This is a genomic window from Haloferax marinisediminis, assembly GCF_009674585.1.
Lineage (GTDB): Archaea > Halobacteriota > Halobacteria > Halobacteriales > Haloferacaceae > Haloferax > Haloferax marinisediminis.
Map to the genome: position 1 here is coordinate 1,097,984 of NZ_WKJP01000001.1, position 16,036 is coordinate 1,114,019.

Here is a 16,036-nt window from a genome sequence, read left to right on the forward strand (position 1 = left end):
CGGAGAGTTAGACTTCAGGTTCTTCAGGAAGGTCAGTTGGCTCCCAGCGACAGGTGACTGCGAAGTCAGTGCCCTCACCTGGTGTGACTTCGACGGAGACTGGGACGTCGAGCCCCCGAGCCATCGTCACGGCGAGGAACGAGGCGACGGGTGTATCGAACGTCTCGCCAGTCGCGAATCGACAGTTCTCGACTCGGACCGTCAGTCGTCGATCGTCGTGGTCGACTTCTGCATCGCTCGTGTCCACGAGTTCGAACAACTCCACGAGTGCGTCGGTCGCTTGCTGGGCGAGCGTCGTCGGGTCGTCACCGAGTGGCCCGTCACGACTCTGTTCGAACTCGTCGACGAGGCCACTGCCACTTGGAGAGAGCGCAACACCGCGTTGGGTCTCGTCGTCGGTAATCACGAAGGTATCACGGAGTGTGTCTGAATCGGGAATCGTGTAGGCGCGGTTCTCGGGGACGAACAGACGGACGGTCTCGCGTTCACGGTCTGGAACGTACACACGCGTGTCTTGCAAGCCGAGTTCGTCGACGAGTGCGCTGTGATTCGTCGCGTGGGGTTCGAACACTGACGACCCCACACCCACGGGGATGAACCGTTCTGGGCTCAGATAGCGGGTGACTGCGGCGGAAAACAGCCCAATTGCGCCGAGGACGACGAGCGTCTCTCGAACTGGTGGAACGAGCGCCGCACCCACGACGCCAGCGACGCCTAGCGCAAAGAGGGCGGCCGACGTGCGCCGATATTGGTGCTGTCGGAGGTCAGCGTAGCGTTGTCTGAGTTGGGCGTTCTCGCGTCGGAGTTGGGTAACCTCGTCTGTCTCGGTGGCCCCACTGCTCTCGTTCATCTCTGTCTGCCTTCGCCCCTTCACGTGCCCGTCGAGTTCGTCGAGACTCATTGGCTCGCCTCCCCGTTCACGAGGCCGAGTGTGACGCGTTCGTATCGGTGAATCGCATAGGAGATGGTTGCAGCGGCGACGACGAACAACACAGCGGACTGCCAGACCCATCGCAGGTTGGAGACGAGCACCCATACGACGCCGAGACTGGCGACGTACGTCCCCGCCAGCAGAGCGAGTCGACGACGGGACGGCGGCCACGAACTGGCACCACTCACGAGCAGCGGGAAGACAGCGGCCTGTGTCACGGCGAGCGCTGCCATCCCTGTCTGTGGAAGGACGGTGATGACCAGTAGGTGGGCGGCGACGAACGCCGCGGGACCGGTCGTCACGGTGGCAACCGCGAGGATGACCGCCCCTGCGAGGACACCTGCGACGCCGTGCGTGAAGGCGGCTGCGGCGGTAAAGAGACAGACACCGAGCCCATCCAGTAGCGACAGCTCGTTCGAATTCAGCACACCTCGAATAGTCGGCATAGTTCGTTTCATTAGAGTCTCACTCGGGTATCATTCGGCAGACGTGGCCACACTGGCCGTCGCACTCTCGACTGCGGTCTTCGGTCCGACTTCGTAGGCAGTGACAGTCGGGAGGCGGTCGAGGCGTTTTCGGAACTCTTCGAACTCGATGAACCCGTTGCGGTCGGCTGGCCCCTCGTCGAACAGCACGTTCGGTGTGAGAAAGACCGTCGTTCGACTGCTGCGTTGTGCGGCGACGACGACTGCTTCGTACGTCTCGGCTTTCGACGAATCGTCGGTGACGAGAACGAGGTGGTCGTCGCGGTCGACACGGCTACACGCCGTCTTGACCGCATCGAACAGTGGTTTGTCGACGACACGGGAGACGTACGACGTCGACTCCGTCAGATATGGTCGGAGCGTGCGCGCGAACGCCGAGTCGTCGCCTTCGAGTGCAGCGCCTCGGGCGAGCGCGTCAGTCGGCGCAATCGGGGTAGACGATTCTGCCATCCGGGCCGTTCCCGTGGCCGGCGTGTACGCCAGCAGTTTCCGCCGAACCGTCTGATACGCGTTCGACGAAGACGATGGGCCGAACTCCCATACTGTTCCCTCGTCGGCGACGAGTCGGGTCGAGAGTGGGTCGTTGTACGCCTCCGCTGCCTGCACGAGGCCGAGTGCGACCTCGCGTCCGTACGCGAACATCGTCCGCCCGTCGGGGCCTCTGTTCATGTGTGACCCGACGTCGACGACCAGCGAGAGGAGGTAGTCAGACTCCGACTCGAACTCGCGGATGTGTGGGTGGTTCATCCGCGCAGTCGTCTTCCAGTCGATTTGCGAGAGGGTGTCGCCCGGGAGGTACTGCCGGGTATCGCGGGTGACCAACCCCGGTCCAGTCTGGTCGCTCGAGTGCTCGCCAAATATCGCACCGGACCGTTCTCCACCTTGTCCAACGTGGATTCCGTTGGGTGCGGGCGACTCGACGAGACAGGCGGCGTCGGTCTCGATCGTCACCGTCTCTGTGAAGTATCCCATCCGGTCGTGGAGGGTAACACGGATACTCTCGAACGCGATGCGCCCAGCAATTGGAAACGACACACTACACGTCGCCGACCCAGCGGTCTCACCCGGTTCGAGCGTGACACGCCGATGCTCGTCCGAGGAGACGTCGACACTCGGTGGGGCGACGAACGCCACGTCGAGCGGGGCGTCCAGTGGCGAGGAGAGCGACGCGCGCACGGTGACTGCGGCTCGGTCGCCGACAGATACGGCCGACGGGTCGACCGAGACAGTCGTCGAGAGAGTTTCAGAAGCGGTCGTCATCGTCCGGAGCGCGTCGAGTTGCGCGACGAGAAGCCACGCGGTGAGCCCACCCGCAGCGAACAGTGAAACTGGTTCGCCGAGAACGACGGCGAAGACGGCGAAAAAACACGCAGTCCCGGCGAGCAGCGCCCACCGACGGGTCGGTACCATCGTGCGAGTGATTTGTGGCACTACAATTGAATGTTTGTGTTCGATATCCTCGATTCGTTCGAATGCGAAAACCCATTACGGTGGCATGTTTCGCTACGATTAGTGCGTGGAGACTGGGGGACGATTGGTCGACTCTTGTGTACGATACTCGTACTGCTGAGTGCTGTTTCTGCCCCCGTCGTTGCCGCTCCAACCGACAGTGGAGTTGAGACAGACGACAGCGACGCGCCGAAGCTTACGGCACCGGGGGCACCGTACCCGCTGCAACAACAGACCACCCCTGAAAACTCCACCAACAACAGTAGCGACGTCCTCCACGAGAACCCCGACGAAGTGGACGACGAGAACGAACTCGACCGTCTCCTTTCGTACCTCTCTGGGCGAATGAACTCGAACATTGGCACGAGTACGCTCCAACTCAGTCAGGGGCAGTACGACGCGGCCAAAGCGGCACTCGGTGACGACTACTCGACCTCGCTCGGCAAGTACGTCGACGTGCAAGGCGAGACCGACGAAGAGGGTGCCGGCGATCAGTACGAGACGGTCCAAGAGACACAACGAGAGTACGTCGACACGGTCCAGGAGTTCCGTGAAACACAGCGTGCCTACCGAGCGGCCAAACAGGCTGGCAACGACGCGCGTGCTCGTGAACTCGCACGGAAGCTAACGCAACTGGCCGACGAAGGAGAGACACAAACGGCCACACTCGTGACCACGTTCGCGACAATCTCGAACGAGACTGGAAGCGACCTCTCGGAGAGTCAGGCACAACTCGAGTCGATTCAGGCGAACATCTCCGACCAACGCGACGAAATCGTCGCGCTGGAGTTCACCGATACTCGCATCACGGTCGAACCGTACGACCGGAATATCTCGTTTACTGACCCACTGTTCGTGTCAGGGACGCTCGAAACAGCGAACGGAACGCCAGTCGAGACGACCGATGCTCGGTTCACGATTGGCGAGCAGACGATTCGAGCGCCCATCGATTCGGATGGGTCGTTCACGTTCACCTACCGACCAACGCGCGTGCCAGCGAACGCGTCGAATCTGACGCTTCGGTATCAGCCTGTGAATAGCTCAGTGTATCGGCCGACACAGCGGGGGCTTCCAGTGTCGATCACGCAAGTCGACGCGACAGCAGAGATTGCTGTCCCGACGAATTCGACGTACGGCTACGCTGACTCACTCGCTGTCGACGTGCTGCTTCTCGTCGACGGGTCGCCAGTCGAACAGTTCCCGGTGACTGCATCGCTCGGTCGCACCCGGCTCTCGTCCAGTGCAACTGCCGAAACGGGGCGGGCGACGCTCGACGGAACGGTTCCTGCATCGGCGTCCGTTGGAGACGTGACGATTCGAGTTGCGCCCGACAGCACCACCCGCGCGGTCAGCTTCACCCCTGTGACGGAGCAGGTTCGCATCACGAGTGAACAGACCAGCCTCGACGCGACTGCTCAGACGTCCGAAGGGCAGACGGTCGTCGTCGAGGGTGCCCTCACGACGGAAGACGGCGACGCCGTCAGCGACCAACCGCTCACGGTCCGGGTCGGGACCCGAACAGTCGAGACGACGACTGGTGCGTCGGGTGCCTACCGGACGACAATCGAACGCCCTGCGGACGTGTCCACAGAGAATGCGACGGTCACAGTCGTGTTCGATGGCGACGACACAAACCTCGAATCGACGTCGACGACGGTGGCTGTCCAACACTCCACTGCTGGTGGTGCGAGCGGCAACGGGACAGCAGAGGAAGGTTCGCTTCCGTTTGCGCTGCTGGACGCCCTCTGGGTCGTCGCTGGGGCCGGCCTCGTCGGTCTCGCGACAGTGGTTCTCCTGCGACGGCGAACGGATGACACTACCGAGGTGGTCGAAACTGACTCGCCGTCTCCGAGTGATGAGGGAGTGGATACAGAGACACCCCCGTCTACCGAATCTATCGCGACAAATGCGCTCACATCCGCCAGAGAACTTCTCTCGGCAGGGAACCCGAACGATGCTGTCGTCGTCGCATACACTGGCATGCGACACTCGTTGGCGTCAGTCGCTGACATCGACGACTCGGCGACCCACTGGGAGTTCTCCGAACAGTGCGCAGAGGCTGGCGTCGGCGATGCAGACGCACTCACAACACTCACTGCCGGGTACGAGACGGCAGCGTACAGTGGGCGTACTGTCGACACCGACGAGGCAGAAGCGCTGGTCGACACTGCAGAAGCGCTGGTCGACGCCACGGAAGCGCCGTAACGCGGAGCGTCGCCGACGTGAGAGACGAGTCTCCCAATCGTGGCTGTTGACCAACTGATTTTTGTGCACGCTTCTCGCATGCCCAGATAGATGTCGGAGCGCTCTGATTGGCGGCTCTATCTCCCCGAGCCGATACGCACCCTCCCAGCCGACCTCGCCGCCGTCGTCGCGATGGTCGTGCTCACCTTACTGGCGACGCTCACCCCCGGTCTCGACCAGACGCCACTCCGGGTCGTCGTTGGACTCCCGTTCGTCCTGTTCGTCCCAGGGTACGCACTCATCGCCGCGCTCTTCCCCGAACGCGGACCTGCCCCACACGAGGGTGACGACACGGACGAAACACTCGGTAGCCTCGACGACGACGCGGGAATCGACGGGATCGAGCGCGTCGCGCTCTCGTTCGGGACGAGCATCGCCGTCGTGCCGCTGCTCGGCCTCGTGCTCAACTTCACGCCGTGGGGAATCCGCCTCGTCCCCATCCTCGTCGCAGTCAGTGGCTTCACGCTCGTCGGAGTCGCTGCAGCAGCATCACGTCGGAACGCCCTGCCCGAAGACGAGCGGTTCATCGTCCCGTACGACGACTGGCTCGCCGCCGGGAAGTCGGAACTCTTCGAACCGGCCACGCGCACTGACGCGATGTTGAACGTCGTCCTCGCGGTGAGTGTCGTCCTCGCAATGGGCAGTGTTGGCTACGCAGTCGCGGTTCCCAAAGACGGTGAGTCGTTCAGCGAACTCTACTTGCTGACAGAGAACGACGACGGCGAACTCGTCGCAGACGGCTATCCGGAAGAACTCGTTCGCGGAGAACCTGCATCACTCGTCGTCGGTGTCGGGAATCAGGAACACCAGCAGGTGAACTACACGACGGTCGTGTTGCTCCAGCGGGTCGAAGTGCAGAACAATTCGACGACTGTCCTCGAACAAGACCGCCTTCGGACGTTCTCACCGACGCTCGCTCACAACGAGACGTGGCACCAGCAACACCAGATTCGCCCCACGATGACGGGTGAGCGACTTCGGTTGACCTACCTGTTGTACAAGGGCGCCCCTCCTGCGTCCCCGAGCGCCGAGAACGCGTACCGTGAAGTCCACCTGTGGGTAACCGTTCGGGACGATTCGACTGCAACTGCCTAGTCCGCTGTGGGGTTGCTTACGCGGTCCAACTGAGAGTGTAGGAGTGTACGTCAGAGACAACACTAGTTGTGGTTCACCGAATAGTTCAGGAGACAATTTGAGAAATATATCTGAAGTACCGTATCTTCTCGAATCTACTCTCTAAGCGCCGATATTCCTGTAACTATTGAATACGTCTACGAGATGGTTGTTCAAAGAAAGATAGCACATCTAGCTCGGGATTTGGGAAAGCCCCGCTCACGACTGACCATGTGTCCAACGTCCAATGTAATATATTCGTGTTCTAATTTTATCAGTTCTGATAGCCATCAAGTAATGTTTACAACACTCCATGCCGAACGAATGGGTGTATCGACAGGATGCGCAACTCAGGAAACAAGGTCTCCCGTCGTGGTGGTCGGGGTCCCAAGATAGAGCGGATAGCCGACCGATACGGCCTTCCTGACCTCGGCGACGACCTCGTTGCTGCATGGTTGGGTGACGGTGAGGAGCAGCGGAGCCTCCGCGAACTCGAAGCAGACGTCAACAAGCGGCTTATCCACGCCGCCCTCGACGAGGCCGGTGCTCACGTTCTCGATGGCGAAACCGACAACTTCTATCGACTCTTGACGAGCGACGACGTGTCCGCTGGGAGTCGTACTGCGGCACGAAACGCACTTCGTGAGAAGGGCGTCGATGTCGACCAACTTGAGTCGGATATCATCTCCTACCAGTCGGTGTACAACTATCTGAAACGACACCGCAACGTCGAACGCGAGTCTACTGACGACGACGAGACTGCCGTCGAGTCTGGACTCAGTACGATTCGGAAACTTCGGTCTCGCCTTCGGACGGTCACCATCGACGTTATCGACCGACTCGTCAAGGCGAACGAGGTGTTCATCGGCTCGTACGAAGTCGACGTCGATATCCGCGTCACCTGCACAGACTGTGAGACACGAATGACCCCAACAGCGTTGCTCTCCTCCGGGCACTGTAACTGCGACCCGACGGCGACCGACGGCGCAGTGGACGAGTAGCAACCGACTAAATCCAGATTACAACACGAATGAGTACGTCAGAGGCCCTTCAGCAAGCGACAGTTCGAATCCGAAACATCGGTGGAATCGACAGCAGAGATGTTACGCTCTCTCCAGGCGTCACCGTCCTCACCGGACGTAACGCGACCAACCGCACGTCGTTCCTCCGCGCACTCATGGCAGGGTGCGGGAGTGACGCAGCGAGTATCAAAGGCGACGCCGACGAGGGTTCGGTCGAACTCGAACTCGACGGCCGAACCTTCACACGCGTTCTCACGAGAAAAGGCGGGAGCGTTGCCACGAGCGGGACCCCGTATCTCCAAGACACGACGACTGCCGACCTGTTCGCGTTCCTCCTCGCGTCGAACGAGGCACGGCAGGCAGTCGTGACCAACCGTGACCTCCACGACGTCATCATGACGCCGGTCGATACGGACGCCATCGAAGCAGAAATCGACCGACTCCACACCGAACGCAAGCAGACTGAGAAGAAACTCGACGCCCTCTCGTCGCTCGAAGCCGACGAGCGGTCACTCGAGAAGCGGCGGGACGAGTTGGAAGCGAAGATAGACGACCTGGAGGCAGAACGCGACGAACTCGCAGATCGTATCGACGAAGAAGACCAGACCGTCGAAGCACAACGCGAAAACCAAGACGAACTGGACAGCGTCCTCGACCAACTCCAGGACGCACGGTCGGACCTCGAAACCGTTCGGTTCCGTCTGCAAAGCGAGCGCGACAGCGTCGAATCCCTCCGAGAAGAGCGGTCCGAACTCGAAGCCGAACTGGACTCGTTCGAGGCGGCTGACATCGACCGCGAGTCGGCCTCGGAACGCATCGACCAGATTCGGACGCAGATCGAGGAACTGAACACGACGATCGCAGACCTGCAGACGGTTATTCAGTACACGAACGACGTTCTGGACGGCAAAGCAGGACTGGTCGAAGAGTCACTCGGAGAGGTGTCGGACGACGGCGCCCTCACAGACCAGCTCGTCACGTCTGAGACGATCACCTGTTGGACCTGTGGGACGGACGTCGACCCGGACCAGATAGAACAGACGACGAACCGCCTGCGCGGCGTCAGAGACGACAAGCGAGAGCGACGCGCCGACCTTCGTCGTGAACTCGACGACCTCGAGAGCGACCTTCGGGCCGCAAAACAGGCACAGACCCGTCGGCAGAACGTCCAGCACAAACTCGACCGACTCGAAGACGAACTCGAGACACGGACCGAGCAGATCGACTCGCTGACGGCGAACCGTGAGGAACTCGCCGAACGCGTCGAGCAGTTGGAAGACGAAGCCTCCACCCTCCGCGGACAGGCTGAAAGTGACCTCATCGAACTCCACAAAGAACTGAACGAGGTCGAGTTCTCTCTCGACCGAACACGTGACCAACTCGCGTCGGTGAACGACGACATCGAGTCGATAACCGAGCAGTTCGACGAGCGCGACGCACTCGAAGCGCGTCGTGAGCAACTGACTGCCGACCTCGAAGCGGCACGCACGCGCATTCAATCGCTCACGTCGTCCGCCGTCGACGCGTTCAACGAGGAGATGGAGACGGTTCTCGACCTCTTAGGCTACGAAAACATCGAGCGCGTCTGGCTCGAGCGCGTCGAACGACGCGTCCGTGAGGGCCGCCGGAAAGTGATGAAGACGCAGTTCGAACTGCACATCGTCAGGGAGTCCGACACCGGGGCCGTCTACGAAGATACGATAGACCACCTCTCAGAGAGTGAACGGGAGGTAATCGGCCTCGTCTTCGCTCTCGCCGGCTATCTCGTCCACGAAGTCTACGAAGACGTTCCGTTCATGCTCCTCGACTCGGTCGAAGCCATCGACTCCGCGCGAATCGCCGCGCTGGTCGACCACTTCAAACAGTATCCGTCGTTCCTCGTCGCGGCACTGCTCCCCGAAGACGCACAGGCGCTCGACTCGGCCTACGAACGTGTCACGTGGGGCGACGACGCAGCCTCGTCGTCTGCGTAGGCGTCTCGCTCTCCACGAGTCTCGTTTTTCAGCCCATCTGACCCCGTAGCGACGGGTATAGCGGGTCACCTCTGTCAACGAACTCAACCCCACCCGGAATATACCGCTAGTACGCAAGTGATTTAACATATCGGCAGAACATACAGTACTAACGACATTCGGGGGGATGTGATATTAGCATACAACACGCAGGTCAAGACACAGGGGACGAACAGACACGACTCTGGTACGATTGCGACCGAACGGAGGCAATCTCGGAGGCAATACTCGTTGCCGCGAGTGAACACAGAGACTGTGAGATGACGGAGCTACCGCCGTTGTCCGCGTACACCGACGTCGACGCGCTCAACACACTGTTCGGGACGAAGCGGCCGTCCGCTCCCGCACTGTCGAGTGGGTCACTCGAATTCGAGTACGATGGACTCGTCGTGACCGTCTCGACAGTCGGTACCATCGAAGTTGCAGACAGCGAATCTATCGACCACACAGACTAGCTTCGTACGTCGGTCTTCGGTGTGTTCGATGCGTCACCGCGACGTACCTTTTTGTCTCGTGGACGCCGAAGTGTGGTATGGAACTCGAATTACGCTTCTTCGCAACGTTTCGTGAGGCGGTGGGCCAAAAGACCATCCACTGGCGAGTCGACGACGACTCCACCGTCGGTGACGTGCTTCGCTCGCTCGAAGCCGAGTACGATGGGCTCTCTGGGCAACTCATCGAAGACGGCGAGGTCCGCCCGCACGTGAACATCCTGAAGAACGGCCGTGAGGTCGTCCACCTCGACGGCCTCGAAACCACGCTCGAAGATGGTGACGCGATGAGCGTCTTCCCCCCGGTCGCAGGGGGCTGAGATGGTGCAACGTGAGCGAGCGTTTCGAGGCATCTCGACGCGACTCGTCATTCACTACCTCGAAGGACTCGGTGGCGAGGCCGAAAGCGAGACACACGTCGTCGGGCCCGACTGGACCGTCGATATCGACACCGAGAAAGTCACCATCACGAGTACTATCCAACTCACTGAGGTCCAACTGACCTTCGAGGGAGACGAAGAGGTACTCGACGAACTGATTCCCACGTTCGCTCAGAAGGCGATGCGCGCAGGGGGCTGACCGTGGGAACCGACGGCGACTCGCGGCGCGACCCCGAACGCCTGCGTGACCGACTCGACGCCGAGGCGGACGCAGACGACCCACGAGGCGGTGCCATCGACGGAGCAGCCATCATGATCGCCGCCGCAAAAGCCAGCGTCCCCGCGAGTCTCCTCCCTGTTCTTCTCGACCGGGCACAGGGCTACCTCGACACCCACGCCGACGACTACGCCCGCGAATTCGAGTGCGTCCACGAGACTGACGACACGGCCGTCTACTTCGTTCCGCTCGGCCACTGGGATACGAAAGGCGCTGAACTGGGGTTCTCACACCGAGAGGTCGACGCCGTTCGTCGCGCCCACACCGAGCATCTCCGTCGCATTGGAACCACGGCCGACCGCCGCGACGAGTTCGAGACGGCACTCGAAATCCGCGAAGTCGCCGTCGTCGGTGCCGACCGACCGCGGCAATCCGCGCGCTGATAGACGCCTATTTCGGGGGCGGCCTCCTGTCTCCGACAGATGCCATCACTGCCTCCAGATTTACTCGACGGCATTCGGGATGCGGCGCCACTTCACCTCGGCATCGCGCCGTTCGGCCTCGTCGCGGGCGTCGCCGCCATCGAGCAGGGTCTCTCGATATTCCACGCTATTGGATTCTCTACTGTCGTCTTCGCCGGTGCCTCTCAACTTGCGATGATAGAACTGCTGGGCGCCGACGCGCCGCTCGCTATCGTCATCGGGACGGCCGTCGTCGTCAACCTCCGCATGATGATGTACTCGGCGTCGATCGCCCCGTACTTCCGCGGGTTCGCCGCTCGGTCGAAGACGGTGGCATCGTACCTCCTCACCGACCAGGCGTACGCCCTCTCGCTCGCCCGCTACGGGAGGGACGGCGAGACTGACCGGTTCGCCTACTACTTCGGTGTCGCAGCGTCGCTGTGGTTCGTCTGGCAGCTCTCCACGATTGCGGGGGCGTTCCTCGGCGCTGGACTCCCACCAGAGTGGGGCTTCGAATTCGCCGCCCCACTGGTGTTTCTCGCGCTCCTCGTGCCCGCACTGAAAGACCGTGCGTCGGCAGCGTCAGGTCTCGTCGGAGGCCTCGTCGCTGTCGCCGTCGTCGCCGCGGGCGTTCCCTTCCACCTCGATATCATGGTCGCGGCCATCGTCGGCGTCGGTGCCGGCCTTGCCGTCGAATCACTCGGGGGTGACGCGTAGATGCCGACGAATTACGACCCGGTGACTGTCTGGGGTGTCATCGTCGTGGCCGGCGTCCTCACGTTCTCTATCAGAGGGTCGTTCATCTACCTCTTCGGCCGCATCGACGAGCTGCCGCCGCAGGTTCAGTCGGCGCTCGAATACGTCCCAGCGGCCGTCTTCGCAGCTCTCGTCTTGCCCGCCATCATCGTCCCCGATGGGTCGATTTCACTCTCGCTCGGGAACGAACGACTCGTCGCGGGTATCTTCGCTGCGATTGCCGCGTGGTACACAGAACGCGTCGTCGTCACCATCGCCGTCGGCATGCTGACGCTGTGGATTCTCCGGTTCGTCGTCTGACTCTCAAACGCCACGCGCGGGTCACAGAAGACGGAAGTGGACCCCACGACTGAAGCCGTGCGGTGCCTAACTGTCTTCACTGCGTTACAGACGACTCACGAACAACGCGATTCTGAAAAATCAGGTGTGGAACGGGCGTTTGCGGTCGATACGGGTTATCGGCTGTCTTTCCCCGTCTCGACGTATCTGACGCACTGTCCCTGGTTTTTGAAGTGGTAGTCTTCCCACCCTCCCTTTTTGCAATCGTCCTTCGTCTCCGGTTGACCAACGTCGAATCGGACCCAGTCGAAGTCCCAATCGCGTTCGCCTCCGAGGGCTAATCGAACCTCGACGTAGTACTTGGCTTCGAGGGTTTTTGTCTCGGTATTCCCTGAAGGGACTCCGACACCGGAATAGATTGAATCACGAGGGGGGCTCCCACCGACATCGTGCTCTCCATCGGCATTGACGACAGGGTGATTTCCGGAGCCTAACTCTTCACCATCCGCTCGATATTCGAAGTACGCCAATCCCGGTGCCTGATTGACAAAGTTCAGGGTAACTGCACCGGGGCCAACGTCGTCTACTTCCACGTACGGAGCGTTCTGCCCCACGCGTCCGGGAGCCTGTTTGTTCTTGTTCAGCGTATTGGTGCTCGGCCACGTGCCACCAGTTCCGAACCCCGCCGCTGCCGGGGCTGCGAACGCTGTACTCGCGACTGCCGCACCACCAAGTGTTTTCAATACTGTCCGTCGTCGAACCGTCCGTTTTTCTCGCCTCATCGTGTCTCTCTCCTGCCCCAAACCGGGCTTTTGAGAGATGTTTTTCAATTGTTATAATAATGTCGGACAGATTAGATGAATTTCTCAATATGTCGCAAATCGTTAGATAGCTGTCCGTAGAACCGATTCACACTGTACAAATATAAATTTTTAAACAGATATGGTATCATTCATAATAGTCACTTTGAGCCGATAATGATATTTAGGAGACAGTCTCCCGACTTCAGTCGTACGTTACCACCGTTCGACTACTCGGTGGCCGGTTGCCGAACAATCGTCTTCAACTTCTCCGGGTCGGTCCGGCGCATGTCGCTCAGGTAGATTTCGTGGTGTGCCCCACGGCGACTGTACCCCTGTTCGTCGATGAACTCGTGAACTCGCTCGACAGTCGGTCCTTCGTCCGCATACGGGCCGACGTGGAGCGTCTGTGCCGCGAGTCCTTCGTCGAGTGACTCGTACCGTACCCTCGACAACGCGGGCAGGTCTTTCTTTTTGCCGACGGTCTCACGCGCCCGTTCCACGATGTCTTCGGTCACGACGTCCGGTTGCATCTGCAACAGTGTCCACTTCCACTCGTCTTTCTTGCCCACCTCGAACGCGTCCATATCGTCGGCCCACCAGAGTCCTTCGAGCGGCATGACGACGTACTTCAGGTCCTGTTCGTCTTTGACGATGGACCGAATAGCGTAGCTAAAGGGATACAACGTTTCGACGGCCGCGCTGAATTCGGGCGACGTGTTCGGGTTGCCTTCGCCGTCTATCATCAGGTAGTTGAGCGGCGGCACCTCGACGAGCGAGACCTCGTTCTTCGACTGGCGGTACAGGTCGCGCAGTTCCTTCTTGTAGTCGACCGACTCCATCGTGTGAGTTAGTTGAACTGAAGAGGAGATAAGCGTGCGAGCACCGGTGTCACGCAGGTGGGAGCATCACCATCGCACGTTCCACTGCTGGCAGAACTCCTTCGAGAACCTCCCAGTCGTCTCCACGGTTCGGCGAGTACCAAATCGACCCGTCAGCGACGCCTGCCCACAGGGAGTCGGGCAGCTTCGAGTCTGTGAGAAGTGCATACGGCATCGATCTCCCCGAAATGCCATCGAGCCGTGACCAGTCGTCTCCGATGTACCGGTAGACGACTGCCTTCGCATCACCATCGCCGTGTGCTGCAAGCGGTCCCGTAGAGGCGGAGACGTACCAGACGTGGGTGGCTTCCGGGTGGGCGGCGACAGCCCAGCCGTATCCTCGACCGAAGCCGCTCCCAGACTTTTGCCACGTCTTCCCGCCGTTAGTGCTTCGTGCCCCCGGCTGCCGGGGTACGCCTGCACCACCTTCGTAGACGCAGTCACCATCCGTGGCGTGCCAGACGAGCGAGTGACAATCACGAATCGCCTTTCGACGGTGGTTCGACCACGTCTTCCCGCCGTCGGCACTGCGAACGACAGCTCCGAACTCGATTCCTGCGACGACGAGGTCCGGGTCGTGGGGCGAGACTGCCAGCGCCTGTACGTACGCTGTGAAGGGTGCAGACGCAGGTGAGCGCCACATTCGCCTACCGCGGATGTGCTGGAACGACTCGGACTCCGTCCACGTGACACCGCCGTCGTCGGAGCGGAAGACGCCTGCTGGCCGCACACCTGCGTATATCCGCTCCGGGTCGCTCGGTGCGACGGCAAGCGCCATCACCTTGTGGCCGTCGAGTCCACCGTGCGTCCACGTCACGCCGCGGTCGGTCGACCTGAAGATGCCGTTGCCTTCCGTTCCTGCGAGGACGAGTCCGCTTCCATCGGGCCCGGTTGCGAGTGAATAGACGTCTTCTCCGACGAGATGCTCAGTCGCGGTTGCACCCCCTGCAGTCAGTCGCGCAATACCGGTACCGGTCGTCGAAATGAAACTCCGCGTGGTCATCAGGTGGTCCGTCCTATCTACATACGTATTAGCCGTGTTATAAGATAACAGTTAACATATGAGAAGTCGTACTAGTGGATAGCGCTCAGTGGTCCGGCATCGTGGGGGTGAGCGCGGATGTTGTCAGTAACGGAGAGAGTCGTCGATACGAACGTCGTCGAGGGCTGTCGGGAGGGACTATCCCGAACTACCGGGAGGTGGTACGACGACGATTACTCGAGCTGGTGCGCGATGATTCAAGCTGAGAATCGTCTCCCAGTTCTGGTTCAGTGGTGCCGACATGGCTGAGCCAGAACTCAGGGAACGACAGGGAACTGTGACCGTCACTGGGTGGCAGACGTGGGGAACGCTCGGTGGTTTGTTCCTCGTCTCGGCTGGCTTCATCGCCTACGCGATCGCGCCCGCAAGCGTGCTTCCGCTGTTCATGGATACGTTCTCGATTGGGAAAACGGCCGCGAGCGCATCGATTAGTGCCGTGTTTCTCACGTGGGCGCTGCTTCAGATTCCCGGGGGATATCTTCTCGACCGGTTCGACAACCGCTATCTGGTGTTTCTCGGGACTGGACTCTTCATCCTCGCATCCCTCACGGGATTGTTCGTCGATTCGTACACACTGTTCTTGGGAACTCGACTCGTCAGTGGTGCCTGTGCTGTCTTCGTCATCGTCGGGAGCGTGAACATCCTCGGTCGACTCCTCCCAGAGAACTTCGAAGCACTCGGGCTCAGTATTTTCATCGCGAGTCCGCCGTTCGGCGTCGCTGTGGCTCAGTACAGTGGCCCCCGACTCGCTGCGCTGTACGGATGGAAATCAGCGATACTCGTCTACACGCTCGTTGCACTCTTCGGCCTCGCCGTCTCGGTCACCGTCCTCAGACAGCCGGTCAAAGCGGACAGCCGCGTTACCGTCCACCAGTTCGTCGCAGCCCTTCGGAATCCGACGATTCTGATAATCTCGACCGCTAGCTTCTGTACGTACGCCGTCTGGACGTTTCTCAACACGTGGATGCCGACGTACGGGACAGAAGTCCTGGGCATCGAACTGGCAGCAGCAGGTGCGACGACAGCCTTGGTACCGCTCGCGGGAATCGTTTCGCGGCCGGGTGGTGGATGGCTCTCGGAGAAACTCGGCGGGCGGCTTCAGCCAGTGATACTCATCTCGTTTCTGGCGTCGATTCTGTTCTTGTACCTGTTAAGTATCGCACCCTCACCCACGACGTTCGCCATCTTGTTGGGTCTGACAGGCGGCGCGGTCAACCTCGCAGTCGGTCTCTATCTCGTGTACGTGAATTCGGTGGCTGATGCGTCGACGCACGGGACGAGTCTGGCCGTCCTGCTCACGTTTTCTCAGGTTGGCAACCTCGTCGCACCGCTCGTCGGAGGGTGGCTAATCGCCCAACTCTCGTGGACCGCAGGGTTTGGATTCGCAGCTGGGTTGGCGATTGTCGGCGTCGTGCTGGTCGTATTCGTTCCCACGACGAGGTGACGAGTGGGTTCGAGAGCGTGTTGCCTGCT

General features: G+C 60.6%; 17 protein-coding genes. 11 read left to right on the forward strand and 6 right to left on the reverse strand.

What is annotated here, in order from left to right; genetic code table 11:
* Nucleotides 1-7 precede the first annotated feature (7 nt).
* From GJR98_RS05655 to GJR98_RS05665, 3 genes are read right to left on the reverse strand one after another with little or no spacing between them, the layout of a single operon-like run.
* The gene (locus GJR98_RS05655; protein ID WP_225316413.1) at nt 8-850 is read right to left on the reverse strand and encodes a hypothetical protein; all 843 of its coding nucleotides are present in this window, start codon (nt 848-850) and stop codon (nt 8-10) included.
* Between the two features lie 47 nt (nt 851-897).
* Nucleotides 898-1,359, reverse strand: coding sequence for a hypothetical protein (locus tag GJR98_RS05660; protein WP_225316369.1), 462 nt, complete (start codon nt 1,357-1,359; stop codon nt 898-900).
* A 48-nt stretch (nt 1,360-1,407) separates the two neighbouring features.
* A complete protein-coding gene (locus GJR98_RS05665; RefSeq protein ID WP_151136320.1) occupies nt 1,408-2,826 on the reverse strand; it encodes a DUF58 domain-containing protein in 1,419 nt (472 codons plus the stop codon).
* A 102-nt stretch (nt 2,827-2,928) separates the two neighbouring features.
* On the opposite strand from GJR98_RS05665, the gene GJR98_RS05670 reads away from it, so the two are divergent.
* The 10 genes from GJR98_RS05670 (at nt 2,929) to GJR98_RS05715 (ending at nt 11,861) form a co-directional block, all read left to right on the forward strand.
* A complete protein-coding gene (locus GJR98_RS05670) occupies nt 2,929-5,070 on the forward strand; it encodes a DUF4129 domain-containing protein (protein ID WP_225316370.1) in 2,142 nt (713 codons plus the stop codon).
* A gap of 90 nt (nt 5,071-5,160) precedes the next feature.
* Complete coding sequence (locus tag GJR98_RS05675; protein WP_151136322.1) at nt 5,161-6,204, forward strand: DUF1616 domain-containing protein; 1,044 nt, start codon at nt 5,161-5,163, stop codon at nt 6,202-6,204.
* A gap of 359 nt (nt 6,205-6,563) precedes the next feature.
* Nucleotides 6,564-7,223, forward strand: coding sequence for a rod-determining factor RdfA (gene rdfA, locus GJR98_RS05680; protein ID WP_151136324.1), 660 nt, complete (start codon nt 6,564-6,566; stop codon nt 7,221-7,223).
* Between the two features lie 29 nt (nt 7,224-7,252).
* Nucleotides 7,253-9,217: an archaea-specific SMC-related protein gene (locus tag GJR98_RS05685; RefSeq protein ID WP_151136327.1), complete on the forward strand. Its 1,965-nt coding sequence runs from the start codon at nt 7,253-7,255 to the stop codon at nt 9,215-9,217.
* Nucleotides 9,218-9,468: 251 nt separating this feature from the next.
* Nucleotides 9,469-9,711: a HalOD1 output domain-containing protein gene (locus tag GJR98_RS05690; RefSeq protein WP_225316414.1), complete on the forward strand. Its 243-nt coding sequence runs from the start codon at nt 9,469-9,471 to the stop codon at nt 9,709-9,711.
* Between the two features lie 77 nt (nt 9,712-9,788).
* The gene (locus GJR98_RS05695; protein WP_151136331.1) at nt 9,789-10,067 is read left to right on the forward strand and encodes a ubiquitin-like small modifier protein 1; all 279 of its coding nucleotides are present in this window, start codon (nt 9,789-9,791) and stop codon (nt 10,065-10,067) included.
* Nucleotide 10,068: 1 nt separating this feature from the next.
* Complete coding sequence (locus GJR98_RS05700; RefSeq protein WP_151136333.1) at nt 10,069-10,326, forward strand: hypothetical protein; 258 nt, start codon at nt 10,069-10,071, stop codon at nt 10,324-10,326.
* Nucleotides 10,323-10,787 (forward strand): hypothetical protein, encoded by a 465-nt coding sequence (locus GJR98_RS05705; RefSeq protein WP_154269707.1) that lies wholly within the window; start codon nt 10,323-10,325, stop codon nt 10,785-10,787. Before GJR98_RS05700 ends, GJR98_RS05705 begins: the two co-directional genes overlap by 4 nt.
* A gap of 39 nt (nt 10,788-10,826) precedes the next feature.
* Nucleotides 10,827-11,522 carry an AzlC family ABC transporter permease gene (locus GJR98_RS05710; RefSeq protein WP_151136338.1) on the forward strand — a complete coding sequence of 232 codons (696 nt, stop codon included), beginning with the start codon at nt 10,827-10,829 and terminating at the stop codon, nt 11,520-11,522.
* The gene (locus GJR98_RS05715; RefSeq protein ID WP_151136340.1) at nt 11,523-11,861 is read left to right on the forward strand and encodes an AzlD domain-containing protein; all 339 of its coding nucleotides are present in this window, start codon (nt 11,523-11,525) and stop codon (nt 11,859-11,861) included.
* Between the two features lie 155 nt (nt 11,862-12,016).
* Here GJR98_RS05715 and GJR98_RS05720 read toward each other — a convergent pair whose 3' ends face one another.
* The 3 genes from GJR98_RS05720 to GJR98_RS05730 form a co-directional block, all read right to left on the reverse strand.
* Complete coding sequence (locus GJR98_RS05720; protein ID WP_151136342.1) at nt 12,017-12,583, reverse strand: hypothetical protein; 567 nt, start codon at nt 12,581-12,583, stop codon at nt 12,017-12,019.
* Between the two features lie 287 nt (nt 12,584-12,870).
* A complete protein-coding gene (locus tag GJR98_RS05725) occupies nt 12,871-13,482 on the reverse strand; it encodes a GyrI-like domain-containing protein (RefSeq protein WP_151136344.1) in 612 nt (203 codons plus the stop codon).
* Between the two features lie 49 nt (nt 13,483-13,531).
* Complete coding sequence (locus GJR98_RS05730; RefSeq protein ID WP_151136346.1) at nt 13,532-14,524, reverse strand: WD40/YVTN/BNR-like repeat-containing protein; 993 nt, start codon at nt 14,522-14,524, stop codon at nt 13,532-13,534.
* 280 nt (nt 14,525-14,804) lie between these two features.
* On the opposite strand from GJR98_RS05730, the gene GJR98_RS05735 reads away from it, so the two are divergent.
* On the forward strand, nt 14,805-16,007 hold the full coding sequence (locus GJR98_RS05735) for an MFS transporter (protein ID WP_151136348.1): 1,203 nt from the start codon (nt 14,805-14,807) through the stop codon (nt 16,005-16,007).
* The last annotated feature ends 29 nt before the right edge of the window (nt 16,008-16,036 follow it).